The organism is Streptomyces sp. WM4235, from assembly GCF_001279725.1.
In the GTDB taxonomy this organism is placed as follows: domain Bacteria; phylum Actinomycetota; class Actinomycetes; order Streptomycetales; family Streptomycetaceae; genus Streptomyces.
Genome location: NZ_LGDE01000238.1, coordinates 39,574 through 52,925 on the forward strand (window position 1 = coordinate 39,574; position 13,352 = coordinate 52,925).

Sequence of the window (13,352 nt, forward strand, 5' to 3'; positions counted from 1 at the left end):
TCGACAGTCAGGATCACCCAGCTTTGCCTGCTACCGGTGGGTACGTGTGCGCGTGACCCGACAGGATTAAGGCACCTGAATTTGGAGAATTCCGAGGATCCTCCTGCCGGGGGCGTCCGCGACGGCGGATCCGCGAGAATGGGCCCGTCAGCTGCACGACGAGGAACGAACGGTGGACTGATCACATGGGACGGGTCACCGAACGCCGTCGCGTCGTCCGGATCCGCGGCGGCGTGGCGGGGGCCCGCCCGGACACGCTGGTGGCCGAGGAGCCGCTGGAGATCCGGTTGAACGGCAAACCGCTGGCCATCACGATGCGCACGCCGGGCGATGACTTCGCGCTGGCGGTGGGCTTCCTGGTGAGCGAGGGCGTGCTGGCGCACGCCTCGGACGTCCAGGCCGTCACCTACTGCGAGGGGGCGACCGCGGACGGTTCGAACACGTACAACGTGGTGAACGTGCAGCTCGCGGCCGGGGTGCCGGTGCCGGACATCACGCTGGAGCGCAACGTCTACACGACGTCCTCCTGCGGTCTGTGCGGGAAGGCGAGCCTGGACGCGGTGCGTACGGCGAGTCGGTTCCCGGGGATCGACGCCGACCCGGTCCGGGTGAGCGCGGAACTGCTGTCCCTGCTGCCGGACCGGCTGCGCGCGGCCCAGAAGGTCTTCGACCGTACGGGAGGACTCCACGCGGCGGGCCTGTTCTCCGCGGAGGGAGAGCTGATCGACCTCCGGGAGGACGTGGGGCGGCACAACGCCGTGGACAAGATCGTCGGTCGGGCGTTGCAGGCCGGTCGGTTGCCGCTGTCCGGCTCGGTGCTGCTGGTGTCGGGGCGGGCCTCGTTCGAGCTGGCGCAGAAGGCGGTGATGGCGGGGATACCGGTGCTTGCGGCGGTCTCGGCGCCGTCCTCGCTGGCGGTGGACCTCGCGGTGGAGACGGGGCTGACGCTGGTGGGCTTCCTGCGCGGGCCGGACATGAACATCTACGCGGGCGAGCAGCGCGTGAGCCTGTAGCGGCGCGTCACCCGGCGCCGGCCACCGGTCCCCCGCCGTCGACGCCCCGTCCCGTCGACGCCCTCACCCGTTGGGCCCCTCGCCCGTCAACGTCCTCGGCGGCCGCGTCGGGTCGGGGTCTGCTTCGGCTCCGGGGGATCGATGCGGTGCAGGTCGAGCGTCGCCGGGAGCGGGGTGGCTCCGGGGCCGCCGGCCTCGGCCCACGCGATGATCTCGTCGGTCGCGGTGTCGTCCAGGGCCCAGCCGAACCAGGCCGCGCGGGCGCCCTTGCGGCGGGCCTCGCTCGTGGGTTGGACCACGATGACGTTGGCCTGGGCGCAGGGGCCGAGGCAGTCGCTGGTACGGACGGCGAGGCGGCCGCCCGAGGCGGCGGCGGCCTCGCGCAGCCGGGCGAGTTGGCCCGCGTGGTCGGAGCCGGGGTTCTTGCGGGGGTCCCCGCAGCAGCAGCCCCGGCAGACCACCAGGGTGCAGGGTCGTTCGGCGTGGGCGGCGAGCGGGCGTATCCAGGTCACCGCCGCACGCTACCGGGCCCGCGGCGCGGGGTGTCGGGCCGGCCGGGAGACCTCCGCCACACGTTCGGCGGGGAGTTCGGGGTCGGCGTCACGGGCGCGCCGGCGGGCGAGTACCGCGCAGACCATCAGCTGCATCTGGTGGAACAGCATGAGCGGGAGCACGGCGAGGCTCGCGTGGGCGCCGAACAGCACGCCGGCCATGGGGAGTCCGGCGGCGAGGCTCTTCTTCGACCCGGCGAACTGGATGGCGATCCGGTCCTCCCGGCCGAATCCGAGGCGCTTCGCCCCGTACCAGGTGACCAGGAGCATCACCGCGAGGAGCACGGCCTCCACCGCCATCAGGGCGCCCAGTCGCAGGGCGCTGACCTGGTGCCAGATGCCGGCCACCATGCCCGCGCCGAACGCGGTGTAGACGACGAGCAGGATCGAGCCCCGGTCCACGCGACCCAGCACCTTCTTGTGGCGCAGGAGGAAACCGCCGAGCCGGGGCCGCATCAGTTGCCCGAGGACGAAGGGCAGCAGGAGTTGGAGGGCGATCTTCCGCAGGGAGTCGAGGGAGAAGCCGCCCGCGCTGTTGCCCAACAGCGCGGCGGCGAGCAGGGGGGTGAGGAAGATGCCGGCGAGGCTGGAGAAGGACCCGGCGCAGATCGCGGCGGGCACGTTGCCGCGGGCGAGCGAGGTGAAGGCGATGGAGGACTGGATGGTGGAGGGGACCAGGCAGAGGAAGAGCAGACCGCTGTGGAGCGGGGGCGTCAGGACGCTCGGGACGAGGGCGCCGGCGGCCAGGCCGAGCAGCGGGAAGAGCACGAAGGTGCAGACGAGCACGGTCAGGTGGAGCCGCCAGTGGCGCAGCCCGTCGAAGGCCTCGCGGGTGGAGAGTCGGGCTCCGTAGAGGAAGAAGAGCAGGGCCACGGCCGCGGTGGTGGCGCCCTGCGCGACGCCGGCGGCCTGCCCGCGGGCGGGCAGCAGGGCGGCGAGGCCGACGGTGCCCAGCAGGGCCAGGACGTACGGGTCCAGGGGCAGCCAGGAGGGTGGGTGGGGGCGTCGCATGGGCGCGGTGCTCATTCGTTCTCGGGGCCTGACCGCCTCGGGGCTCGGCGGGTCGCGGCGGGACGTCGGGAGGGGGCTCGGCGCGGGACGCCTGGCCTCCTTCATCGTCGGGCACCGGGCAGTGATCGGGAAACCCGCATACCGAACTGACTGTCATCACGAACAGCGATAGCGTGGGGCCATGAACGGCATGTACGACCCGGTTCAGTTGCGCACGTTCCTCACGGTGGCCCAGACGCTCAGCTTCACGCAGGCGGCGGGACGGCTCGGCGTACGGCAGTCGACGGTCAGCCAGCACGTCCGGAGGCTGGAGGACGCCACCGGCAGGCCGCTGTTCGTCCGGGACACGCACAGTGTGGAGCTGACGGAGGACGGTGAGGCCCTCTTGGGTTTCGCCCGCACGATCCTGGAGGCGCACGAGCGGGCGGCGGCCTTCTTCTCCGGGACCCGGCTGCGGGGGCGGCTGCGGTTCGGGGCGTCGGAGGACTTCGTGCTGACCCGGCTGCCGGAGGTGCTGGAGGGATTCCGGCACGAGCACCCCGAGGTGGACCTGGAGCTCTCGGTCGAGCTGTCGGGCACCTTGCACGAGCGGCTGGACGCGGGGCGACTGGACCTCGTGCTGGCCAAGCGGCGCGGTCGGGGGGACGAGCGGGGTCGGCTGGTGTGGCGGGACCGGATGGTGTGGATCGGCGCGGAGGGGCTGCGGCTGGACCCCGAGCGTCCTGTTCCGCTGATCGTCTTCCCGCCGCCGGGAATCACCCGCGCACGGGCCCTGGAGGTCCTGGAGCGGGACGGGCGGGCCTGGCGGATCGCGTGTACGAGCGGCAGCCTGAGCGGCCTGATCGCGGCGGCCCGGGCGGGGCTCGGCGTGATGGCGCACACCCGCGGGCTGATCCCGCCGGGCCTGGTCCGGGTGGGCGGGCTGCCGGAACTGGGGCCGGTCGAGTTCGCGTTGCTCCAGGGGCACCGGCCGACCCCGGCCGCGGAGGCTTTGGCGGGGGCGATCCTCTCGGGCGGCGACCGACTGAGCCGGCCGGCCTGACCCCTGCGGACACGGGCCGGGGGCCCTGCGGACACGGGCCGTGGGACCCTCGGGACACGGGCCGGGGGCCCTGCGAACGCGGGCCGGGGCCGGGCGGTCGCGGTGCGGGGCTCGCGCAGATGTCGTGGAGATCCGGGCCCGTTCCTCCGTCGATCACCCATCGATCTCCCATCGATCTCCCGTCGATCTCCACGGGCCCCGCGCCCACGGCGCTGACCAGTGGTGATGGCTTCGCATCGGTTGTTCGGACCTCCTCCCGTCGGGCCCCCGCGTGGGGTACCGTCACCGGCGCCGTGCGGAGCGAAACTGCGCGGAGAGGAGCGGGCCCTTGCGCGAATTCACCGTCCCACCCGTGGTCACCGACGTGCCGGTCGGCGGTCTGGCCGACGTCGTCTTCCAACATGCCCGGCAGGATCCGGACCGGGTGGTGCTCGGCCGCAAGACGGACGGGGTCTGGCGGGACGTCACCTCCGGGGAACTCGCCGATGAGGTGCTGGCGCTCGCGAAGGGGTTGTTGGCCCAGGGCATCCGGTTCGGGGATCGGGTGGGCGTGATGTCCCGGACCCGGTACGAGTGGACGCTGTTCGACTTCGCGCTGTGGGCGATCGGCGCCCAGCCGGTGCCGGTCTACCCGAGTTCGTCGGCCGAGCAGGTGCACTGGATCCTGTACGACTCCTCGTGCACCGGCTGTGTCGTGGAGAACGAGGACCAGGCCATGACGGTGGGCTCCGTCATCGAACGCCTCCCCGACCTGCGCAGGCTCTGGCAGCTCGACGCGGGTGCGGTGGCGGAGCTGGTCGAGGGCGGGCGCGGTGTCGCGGAGGACGTGGTGCACCGCCACCGTCGCGCGGTGACGCCCGACGCGACCGCCACGGTCATCTACACCTCGGGGACCACGGGTCGCCCCAAGGGCTGTGTGTTGACGCACGCGAACTTCATGTTCGAGGCGGACACCATGGTCGACCGCTGGGAATCGGTCTTCCGCGCCGGCCCGGGCGAGCAGCCCTCGACGCTACTGTTCCTGCCCCTCGCGCACGTCTTCGGTCGGATGGTGGAGGTCGCCGCCGTCCGGGCCCGGGTGAAGCTCGGTCACCAGCCGGTGCTGGCGGCGGCCGAACTGCTCCCGGACCTGGCCGCGTTCCGGCCGACCTTCGTGCTGGGGGTGCCGTACGTCTTCGAGAAGGTGTTCGCGGCGGCCCGCCGCAAGGCGGAGGCGGAGGGCCGCACGGGCCCCTTCGACCGGGCGGTGGAAACGGCGGTGCGCTACGCCGAGGCCCGCGAGCAGAAGGCCTTCGGCAGCGGGCCGGGGCCGTCGGCCGCGCTGCGCGTGGAGCACCAGGTCTTCGAGAAGTTGGTGTACGGGAAGGTCCGCGAGGCGATGGGCGGGCGGGTGCGGCACGCGATGTCGGGCGGGTCGGCGATGTCGCGCCGGCTGGGGCTGTTCTTCGACGGCGCCGGGATCACCGTGTACGAGGGGTACGGGCTGACGGAGTCCTCCGCCGCCGCCACGGCGAATCCGCCGGGGGCGACGAAGTACGGAACGGTGGGCCCGCCCATCCCGGGCGGTTCGGTGCACATCGCGGACGACGGGGAGGTCTGGCTGCACGGGGGGCACGTCTTCTCCGGGTACCTCAACGATCCGCACGGCACGCAGGAGGTGCTGCGCGGCGGCTGGTTGGCGACCGGGGACCTGGGCCGGCTCGACGCGGACGGGTATCTGACCATCACCGGGCGCAAGAAGGAGATCCTGGTGACGTCGAACGGGAAGAGCGTCTCCCCGACGGCGCTGGAGGAGCGGGTGCGCTCGCATCCCCTGGTGTCGCAGTGTGTCCTGGTCGGCAACGACCGGCCCTACATCGCGGCTCTGGTGACCCTGGACATGGAGGGGGTCGCGCACTGGCTTTCGATGCGGGGGTTGCCCCAGCAGGCGGCGGCGCGGGTGATACACGACCCGGAGCTGTCGGCGGAGGTGCGCCGTGCGGTGGTGGCCGCCAACACCCTGGTGTCGCAGGCGGAGGCGATCCGTACGTTCCGGGTGCTGGCCGAGCAGTTCACCGAGGAACGGGGTTTGTTGACACCGTCGTTGAAGTTGAAGCGGCGGGCGATCGAGCAGGCCTACGCCACGGAGGTGGCGGCCCTGTACCAGGGCTGACGGGTCGGGGCGGCTCCGGCGAGCATGATCTGACGATCCGTCATTTCACCTGGTCGGCGATATTGACGGTGCGTCAGGCCGCGCACAGAATGCGGGGATTCCGACCGGAGGGGATTCCACATGCTGCGACCCATCCACGCCCTCGCCGCCGCGGCGGCTGCCCTCGCGCTCCTCACCGCCTGCAACTCGGCTTCCACCAACGGCACTTCGCCGGGCGGGCTCGGGAACACACCGGGTGCCACGCGCGGGGTCACCGCCGACTCGATCAAGGTCGGTGGCATCGTGTCGATGACCAGCGCCAGTGGATACAGCAAGAAGGACACCGACCTCGGCGCGAAGGCCCGTTACCTGCGCGCCAACGCGGAGGGCGGTGTCAACGGCCGCACGATCGACTACATCGGCGCCGAGGACGACGGCCAGGACCCCGGCAAGAACACGGCCGCCGCCCGCAAGCTCGTCCAGCAGGAGAAGGTCTTCGCGGTCTCCCCGATGAGCTCCGTCACCTTCTCCGGCGCGGACTTCCTCCAGCGCGAGAAGGTGCCCACCTTCGGCTGGGGCACCCTGCCTTCCTTCTGCGGACCGGAGTACATCTACGGGTTCAACGGCTGCCTGGTCCCCACCCCCGGCGGCACCATCAACCAGACCTGGCCCGAGGGCATCGCCCGGATCCTCGGCGGGGCGGCCGGCAAGTCGGTCGCGATCATCGCCAATGACAGCGACGCCGGGAAGTTCGGCGTGGCCACCTTCCGACAGGGATTCGGCAGCGCCGGATTCACGGTGTCCTACGCGAAGGCGTCGGTGCCCGGCACCGCCGTGCCGAGCGACTGGTCGGCGTACGTGAAGGAGATGCTGACGAGCAACGGCGGCAAGGCCCCCGACGCCGTCGTCTCCGTCATGCAGACCCCCAACAACATCGGCCTGTTCACCGCGCTCAAGCGCGCCGGCTACCGGGGCGTGCTCACCGACCCGACCGACTACGACCCGGGGCTGCTCGCGAAGGACGCCACCCGGCAGGCGCTGGACGGGGTGTACGTACTCCTGCAGTTCGAGCCGTTCGAGTCGCGGTCCCCGGCGATGGCCCGGTTCAAGGCCGACATCAAGGCGGCGGCCGGCGGGCGAAATGTGCCGCTGAACATGCACATGATGACCGGGTACATGTCCGCGGACCTGTTCCTCTCCATCGCGGGCAAGGCCGGCAGGAACCTCACCCCGGAGACCTTCCAGAGCGCCGCGCGGACCTTCTCCGACACCGGCACGCTGGTCGGTGACCGAGCGGAGCCCAAGGGGCAGAAGGACAGCTTCGGCTGCGGGGCGCTCGTCCGGCTGGGGGACGGCGCGTACGAGGTCGCCGTCCCGTTCGCGTGCCACCAACCCATCCCCTTCAAGTAGGCCCGCGGCATGGGTGACCTGCTCGTCTTCGTCCTGAGCGGCCTGGTCTCCGGCGCCCTGTACGCGCTGCTGGCCACCGGGCTGGTGCTGTCGTACTCGGCGTCCGGGCTCTTCAACTTCGCGCACGGGGCCACCGCCTACCTGTGCGCGCTCACCTTCTACGAGCTGCACTCCGGACTGGGCCGGCCGGCCGTCCCCGCGGCGCTCCTGGTGGTGTTCGGCGTGGCGCCCGTGATCGGCTGGGGGCTGGACCGGCTGATGTTCCGGCGACTCGCCCGGGTCGGGGAGACCGCGCAGATCGTGGCGACCATCGGGCTGCTGGTGGCGCTGCCGGCGGCCGGACTGTGGGCGGTGGAGCTGCTCGGCGACGCGGGGGCGCCGGTGAAGCCCGCCGAGAACCAGTTCGGGCTTCCCGGGGTGGGGCCGAGCCCGGCACGGTCCTGGCAGCTCGCCGAGGGCGTCGGCATCGACTCCGATCAGCTGATCACCTGGGTGGTGACGGCCGTGGTGGCGGTGGCCCTGTGGGTGCTGATGCGACACACCCGCCTGGGGCTGACGCTGCGGGCCGCCGTCGACAACCGCTCGCTGACCGAACTGCGCGGCATCAGCGCCGACCGGCTGTCCTCGGTCGCGTGGATGATCGCCTCCGGGCTGGCGGGGCTCGCCGGGGTGCTGGCGACCCCGCTCCTGGGCCTGTCCGCGCACGACTTCACCCTGTTCCTGTTCGTGTCGGCGACGGCCGCCGTGATCGGACGGTTCGCGTCGGTCCCCCTGGCGTTCGCGGGCGGGCTGGGGCTGGGGGTGCTGCAGAACCTGGTCGCCGGCTACGCCTCGTTCGCCGAGCGGATCACCGGGTTCCGGACGGCCGTGCCGTTCCTCATCCTGTTCGGCGGGCTGCTGGTACTGACCCGGCGGGCGCGGACCGCCGGGACGATCGCCGCGGACGCGCCGCCGGTGGACCACCTGGCCGGGGCCTCGTGGGCGCGGCGGTGGGGGGTGTGGGCGGCGGCCGCGGGGCTGCTGTGCGTGGCCTTCTACACCGTGACGACCCCGTTCTGGAGCGGACTGCTCGCCCAGGGGTTGGCCATCGCCCTGGTGTTCATGTCGTTCACCGTGGTCACCGGGCTCGGCGCGATGGTGTCGTTGGCGCAGGCGACCTTCGTGACCGGGGCGGCGTTGGTGGCCGGGCTGTTGATGAGCCGGGGGTGGCCGTTCGTGGCGGCGTTGGCGGTGGGCACGTGCGTGGCCGCCGTCCTGGGCGCCCTGGTCGCACTGCCGGCGCTGCGGCTGGGGGGACGGTCCCTGGCCCTGGCGACACTGGCGCTGGCGTTCCTCGCCGACCAGGTGCTGTTCCAGTCGCGGTGGTTGCGCAACGGGGACTCCGGCTGGTCGATCCCTCGGCCGGTCCTCGGCCCGGTGGACCTGTCCGACGACCGGGCGATGGGGGTGACCCTGGTGGTGCTCGTCGCCGTCGTGGCCGCCGCGCTGGGCGCGCTGCGCGACTCCCCCTCGGGCCGGGCCATGCTGGCCGTGCGGTCGGCCCCGGCGGCGGCCATGGCGTCCGGGGTGTCCGTGCTGCGGACGAAGCTGCTGCTGTTCACGCTGTCGGCCGGGCTCGCGGGGTTCGGGGGCGTCATGTACGCCTCGTACAACACCCGGATCACGGCCACGGACTTCACGGCGATGACCGGGTTGGTGTGGCTGGCCGTGGTGGTGGCGGCGGGGGTGCGGCGGCCGCAGTACGCGGTGGTGGCGGGGCTGGTGTTCGCGGTCGCCCCCCAACTGATGGCGCACTACGTGACGGCGTCGGCGCACCTGCCGGTGATCCTGTTCGGGTTGGCGGGTCTGGCCCTGGCCAACGACCCGGACGGCTACTGCGCCGCGGTACCGGTACGGCTGGCCAGGCGGCGCGCCGGGCGCGCTGCCGGGACGGGAACCTCCGCCGGGGTCGGGGTCGGGACCGAGGCCTCCGCCGGGACCGAGGCCGGAGCCGGGACCGAGGCCGGAGCCGGGACCGAGGTCGGAGCCGCACCCCGGGTCGTTTCGGGGGCTCCGCCCCCGGGCTCCCGCGCCACGCTCGCCGGCGGGGCCGAACGGGTGGGGGGTGGCGTCGAGAGCGCGAGGGCGGCGGCGGTGCCCGGGCCCCGGGCCGACCCCGCCGGCGGGGTCGGCCCGGCCGGGCGCCCCGTCGCGCTGGAGTTGCGGGGGGTACGGGCCGGGTACGACGGTGGGGCGGTGTTGCACGGCGTGGACCTCGTCGTGCGGCGGGGCGAGATCCTCGCCCTGCTCGGGCCCAACGGGGCCGGGAAGAGCACCGCGTGCCGGGTCGCGGCCGGGGTGCTGACCGCCGGTGACGGCCGGGTGCTCGTGGCCGGGCGGGACGTGACGCGGGAGGGGGCCGTGCGCCGTTCGCGGGGCGGGGTGCTGCTCGCTCCCGAGGGGCGGGGGATCTTCCCCTCGCTCGACGTCGAGGAGAACCTGGCGATCCACCTGCGGGACCCGGCCGAACGGGACGCCGTGCTCGGGCGGTTCCCCCGGCTGCGGGAGCGGCGCCGGGTGCCCGCCGGCGCGTTGTCGGGCGGGGAGCAGCAGTTGCTGGCGCTGGCTCCGCTGTTGCAGCGTCCGCCGCGGGTGTTGATCGCCGACGAGCCCTCCCTGGGACTCGCGCCGCGCGTGGTGGACGAGGTGTACGGGCTGCTCGTCGAGCTCCGGGCCGCCGGGACCGCGCTGCTGTTGGTGGAGGAGAAGGCGGCGGAGATCCTCGGGATCGCGGACACGGTCGCCTACCTGTCCCAGGGGCGGGTGTCCTGGTGCGGCCCGCGCGCCGAGGTGGAGGCCGACCGGCTGACCGAGGCCTACCTGGGGATGGTCCGATGACGGCGCCGTACGTGTTGGAGGCGGTCGGGGTCGGTGTGCGCTTCGGCGGGGTCCGGGCGCTGACCGGGGTGGACCTCGGGGTCCGGGCCGGGGAGGTGTGCGGTCTGATCGGCCCGAACGGGGCCGGCAAGACCACGCTGTTCGACGTGTTGTCCGGGATCCGCCGCCCCGATCGGGGCCGGATGCTGCTCGACGGGGTGGACGTGACCCGCCGCTCCCCGGCCTGGCGGGCCCGGCACGGGGTGCGCCGGACCTTCCAGCGGCAGCAGCTCTTCGGGCAGCTCAGCGTGGCCGACAACGTGCTCGTCGCCCAGGAGTGGCGCGGTGGTGGGGGCGGTCCGGTCGCGGACCTGATCGCCGCGCCGGCCCGCCGGCGCAGGGAGCGGGAGCGCCGCGAGCGGGCCGCGCGGGTGCTGGAGGGCTGCGGGATCGGTGAGCTCGGGGACGCGTACGCGGGCGGGCTGCCCGTGGGCCGGGCCCGCATGGTGGAGCTGGCCCGCGCGGTGGCCGACCGGCCGAGGGTGCTGTTGTTGGACGAGCCCGCGTCGGGGATGTCGGCGCCCGAGCGGGAGCGGCTCGCGGCGGTCGTCCGGCGGCTCGCCGAGGAGGAGGGGTGCGCGGTGCTGCTGGTCGAGCACAACGTGGCCTTCGTGATGGAGCTCTGCGCGCGGGTCGTCGTACTGGACCTCGGGACCGTGCTCGCCCAGGGGACGGCGGCCGAGGTGCGGGCGGACCCGCGGGTGCGGCGGGCCTATCTGGGAGCCTCCTGAATAACCACCCATTTGGCGGGAATGCGCGCCGCGAGTGGCCGGTTATGGCCCCTCGCAGGACCCGGCGGTACCGCCGGGTCCGCATCCGCACACCTGTACCCGACGACGAGGAACGACCCGACGTGAACCAGGTCCCCGGCATCAAGCTCAACAACGGCACCCTCATGCCCCAGCTCGGCTACGGCGTCTGGCAGGTCCCCGACGACGAGGCGGAACAGGCCGTCACCACCGCCCTGGAGGCCGGCTACCGCAGCATCGACACGGCCGCGATCTACGGCAACGAGGAGGGCACCGGCCGGGCCATCGCGGGCGCCGGGGTGCCGCGCGAGGAGCTGTTCGTCACCACCAAGCTGTGGAACGGCCCGGACCGCGTCTGGGGCCGCGACGAGGTCCTGCGCGCCTTCGACGAATCGCTCTCCAGGCTGGGCCTCGACCACGTCGACCTGTACCTGATCCACTGGCCGCGCCCCATGCGGGACGACGTCCTCACCACCTGGAAGACCTTCGAGGAGATCGCCGCGAGCGGTCGCGCCAAGGCGGTCGGCGTGTCGAACTTCCGCCCCGAGGACCTGGAACGGATCCGGACCGTGAGCGACCTGGTTCCGGCGGTCAACCAGATCGAACTGCACCCGCTCTTCCCGCAGAGCGCGCTGCGCGCCCTGCACGCCGACCTCGGCATCGCCACCGAGGCCTGGTCCCCGCTCGGCCAGGGCAAGGAGCTGCTCACGCTTCCCGCCGTCGCCTCGATCGCCGCCAAGCACGGTCGCACCGCCGCGCAGGTGGTACTGCGCTGGCACCTCCAGCTCGGCAACATCGTGATCCCCAAGTCCGTGACGCCCGCGCGCATCCGCGAGAATCTGGATGTCCTCGGCTTCGAACTGGATGCCGACGACATCGCCGCGCTGGACGCCCTGGGCGCCGGCACGGCGGGCCGGCGGCTCGGGCCCGACCCGGCCGTCTTCGACATGTGAGCGAGCCGAGGGTGTGCGGGTGAACGTTCCTGACGGGGTCTACCGACTCCGCAACGTGGGCAGCGGGCTGCTGCTCCAGGTGGAGAGCGGGAACCGGGTACGGGTGGGGCCGGACGGCCCGCCCGCGCCCGCGTCCGCAGACCAGTGGGAGATCTCGCCGGTGTACGGCGGCGGTGGGATCTTCCACGTGGTGAGCGTGCACAACGGCAAACGGCTGGACGTCGCGAACGCGTCCGTGGACAGCGGGACCCGGGTCCAGGTGTGGAAGGCCAACGCGTTCGGCGCCCAGGAGTGGATCGTCGAGGAGCACCTGGACGACCCCGGTGTGGTCTCCCTGATCGCCGTCATCAGCGGGCTCCCGCTGGAGGCGGACGAGGAGGGGCGGGCCCGCCAGTGCGAGGACACCGACTCGCCGGCCCAGTGGTGGCGCCTGGAACCCGCCTGACCCGCCACTCCCGCCCGCGCCCTTCGTCCCCGCGCCCTTCGCCCCCGGCCGTCCGCCGCCAGTCCGCCGTCAGTCGCGTACGAAGGCGGCCAGGCGGTACGTCGGGTCCGCGCGCGGAACATCCTGTTCGGGCAGCGCCCCCAGCCGGGTCGCGACCTCCTCGACGGTGGCACCCCTGGGTAGCACGCGGGACGCGTACCGTCCCGCGCGCAGCGCCTCGGCCGCGCCGCGCGGGGTGACGCCCTGGCCGAAGCCCGTGAACAGGGTCTCCCCGCACGGCCGCAGACCCGCCTGCGCGGCGTAGGCCGTCACCTCGGCCGAGGCGTCCGCCGGGGTCGACGTGAGATGCGGTGCGAGCACCTCGTCGATGTCGCCGCCGACGTCGTGGGCGGCGTCCTTGTCCACGGTGGTGACGAACACCCCGCCCGGCCGCAGCGTCCGCGCCACCTCCGCGATCAGTCGCGGCACCACCCCGGGCTCCCGCAGCAGGTGCAGGAGCCACACCGCGCTCACGGCGCCCACCGACCGGGACCGCACCGGAAGCCCGGTCCCGGAGGCGATCACCACCGGGATCCCGCGCCGCGCCGCCATCGTCGCCATGCCGTACGAGGCGTCCGCGCCCAGTACCCGCAGCCCGGGGCGCCGCAGTCGGGCGGTGACGATGCCCGTGCCACAGCCCAGATCGAGCAGGGTTGGCGCGCGGGCCGGGACGAGGTCGAGCACCGCGGCCGCCGCTGCCTCGGCGCGCGGGGCGCCGCCCCGGGTGGCGTCGTAGGCCTCGGCCTCGGCGTCGTAGTCGAGCGGGGAACGCGGTATCGGCATCAGTTCGCCCCGTGGGCGGGAGCCAGGGCCTCCAGTCGTTCGGCGAGGGCGAAGTCGGTCTCGGTCACGGCGTCGCCCGCGCTGTGGGTGTTCACCGACACGCGGACCGTGTCATAGCCCAGGGTGAGGTCCGAGTGGTGGTTCAACTCGTCCTGCACCGACGCGATGTGGGCGACGAGGGCACTCGCCGCGAAATGGCTGCCCAGCCGGTAGGTGCGCAGGATCCGGTCGTCCTCGAAGGCCCAGCCCGGGAGTTCCCGCAACCGGTCCTCGATCTCCTTCTGGGAAAGCGGCTCGCCCGACATCCGC

General features: G+C 73.2%; 12 protein-coding genes. 8 read left to right on the plus strand and 4 right to left on the minus strand.

Going from position 1 to position 13,352, the window contains the following annotated elements:
* Window positions 1-185: 185 nt before the first annotated feature.
* Complete coding sequence (fdhD, locus tag ADK55_RS17990; protein WP_053679979.1) at window positions 186-1,013, plus strand: formate dehydrogenase accessory sulfurtransferase FdhD; 828 nt, start codon at window positions 186-188, stop codon at window positions 1,011-1,013.
* Window positions 1,014-1,099: 86 nt separating this feature from the next.
* Here the strand turns inward: fdhD and ADK55_RS17995 are convergent, their stop codons facing one another.
* Window positions 1,100-1,525, minus strand: a complete 426-nt coding sequence (locus tag ADK55_RS17995) for a (2Fe-2S) ferredoxin domain-containing protein (protein ID WP_199826555.1) — start codon at window positions 1,523-1,525, stop codon at window positions 1,100-1,102.
* Between the two features lie 9 nt (window positions 1,526-1,534).
* Complete coding sequence (locus tag ADK55_RS18000; RefSeq protein ID WP_053680026.1) at window positions 1,535-2,575, minus strand: bile acid:sodium symporter family protein; 1,041 nt, start codon at window positions 2,573-2,575, stop codon at window positions 1,535-1,537.
* Between the two features lie 190 nt (window positions 2,576-2,765).
* On the opposite strand from ADK55_RS18000, the gene ADK55_RS18005 reads away from it, so the two are divergent.
* From ADK55_RS18005 to ADK55_RS18035, 7 genes are all read left to right on the plus strand, one after another.
* Window positions 2,766-3,617 carry a LysR family transcriptional regulator gene (locus ADK55_RS18005; RefSeq protein ID WP_053680028.1) on the plus strand — a complete coding sequence of 284 codons (852 nt, stop codon included), beginning with the start codon at window positions 2,766-2,768 and terminating at the stop codon, window positions 3,615-3,617.
* A gap of 328 nt (window positions 3,618-3,945) precedes the next feature.
* Complete coding sequence (locus tag ADK55_RS18010) at window positions 3,946-5,769, plus strand: AMP-dependent synthetase/ligase (RefSeq protein ID WP_053679981.1); 1,824 nt, start codon at window positions 3,946-3,948, stop codon at window positions 5,767-5,769.
* A 120-nt stretch (window positions 5,770-5,889) separates the two neighbouring features.
* Window positions 5,890-7,158, plus strand: coding sequence for an ABC transporter substrate-binding protein (locus ADK55_RS18015; protein ID WP_053679983.1), 1,269 nt, complete (start codon window positions 5,890-5,892; stop codon window positions 7,156-7,158).
* A 9-nt stretch (window positions 7,159-7,167) separates the two neighbouring features.
* Entirely contained in the window at window positions 7,168-10,035 is a 2,868-nt protein-coding gene (locus ADK55_RS18020) for an ABC transporter permease subunit (protein ID WP_053679985.1), read from the plus strand.
* Complete coding sequence (locus ADK55_RS18025; protein ID WP_053679986.1) at window positions 10,032-10,805, plus strand: ABC transporter ATP-binding protein; 774 nt, start codon at window positions 10,032-10,034, stop codon at window positions 10,803-10,805. Before ADK55_RS18020 ends, ADK55_RS18025 begins: the two co-directional genes overlap by 4 nt.
* Before the next feature lie 122 nt (window positions 10,806-10,927).
* Window positions 10,928-11,776 carry an aldo/keto reductase gene (locus tag ADK55_RS18030; RefSeq protein WP_053679988.1) on the plus strand — a complete coding sequence of 283 codons (849 nt, stop codon included), beginning with the start codon at window positions 10,928-10,930 and terminating at the stop codon, window positions 11,774-11,776.
* A 19-nt stretch (window positions 11,777-11,795) separates the two neighbouring features.
* Entirely contained in the window at window positions 11,796-12,221 is a 426-nt protein-coding gene (locus ADK55_RS18035) for an RICIN domain-containing protein (protein ID WP_053679991.1), read from the plus strand.
* 69 nt (window positions 12,222-12,290) lie between these two features.
* Here ADK55_RS18035 and ADK55_RS18040 read toward each other — a convergent pair whose 3' ends face one another.
* Both ADK55_RS18040 and ADK55_RS18045 read right to left on the minus strand, forming a co-directional pair.
* Window positions 12,291-13,043, minus strand: coding sequence for a class I SAM-dependent methyltransferase (locus tag ADK55_RS18040; RefSeq protein ID WP_053679993.1), 753 nt, complete (start codon window positions 13,041-13,043; stop codon window positions 12,291-12,293).
* The gene (locus ADK55_RS18045; protein WP_053679997.1) at window positions 13,043-13,348 is read right to left on the minus strand and encodes a 4a-hydroxytetrahydrobiopterin dehydratase; all 306 of its coding nucleotides are present in this window, start codon (window positions 13,346-13,348) and stop codon (window positions 13,043-13,045) included. Before ADK55_RS18045 ends, ADK55_RS18040 begins: the two co-directional genes overlap by 1 nt.
* Window positions 13,349-13,352: the final 4 nt, after the last annotated feature.

What these genes read in the sequence shown, in the direction of transcription:
- fdhD (WP_053679979.1), top strand. Translation starts at nt 186, where the DNA reads ATGGGACGGGTCACCGAACGCCGTCGCGTCGTCCGGATCCGCGGCGGC.
- ADK55_RS18000 (WP_053680026.1), bottom strand. Translation starts at nt 2,575, where the DNA reads ATGCGACGCCCCCACCCACCCTCCTGGCTGCCCCTGGACCCGTACGTC.
- ADK55_RS18005 (WP_053680028.1), top strand. Translation starts at nt 2,766, where the DNA reads ATGTACGACCCGGTTCAGTTGCGCACGTTCCTCACGGTGGCCCAGACG.
- ADK55_RS18015 (WP_053679983.1), top strand. Translation starts at nt 5,890, where the DNA reads ATGCTGCGACCCATCCACGCCCTCGCCGCCGCGGCGGCTGCCCTCGCG.
- ADK55_RS18020 (WP_053679985.1), top strand. Translation starts at nt 7,168, where the DNA reads ATGGGTGACCTGCTCGTCTTCGTCCTGAGCGGCCTGGTCTCCGGCGCC.
- ADK55_RS18025 (WP_053679986.1), top strand. Translation starts at nt 10,032, where the DNA reads ATGACGGCGCCGTACGTGTTGGAGGCGGTCGGGGTCGGTGTGCGCTTC.
- ADK55_RS18040 (WP_053679993.1), bottom strand. Translation starts at nt 13,043, where the DNA reads ATGCCGATACCGCGTTCCCCGCTCGACTACGACGCCGAGGCCGAGGCC.
- ADK55_RS18045 (WP_053679997.1), bottom strand. Translation starts at nt 13,348, where the DNA reads ATGTCGGGCGAGCCGCTTTCCCAGAAGGAGATCGAGGACCGGTTGCGG.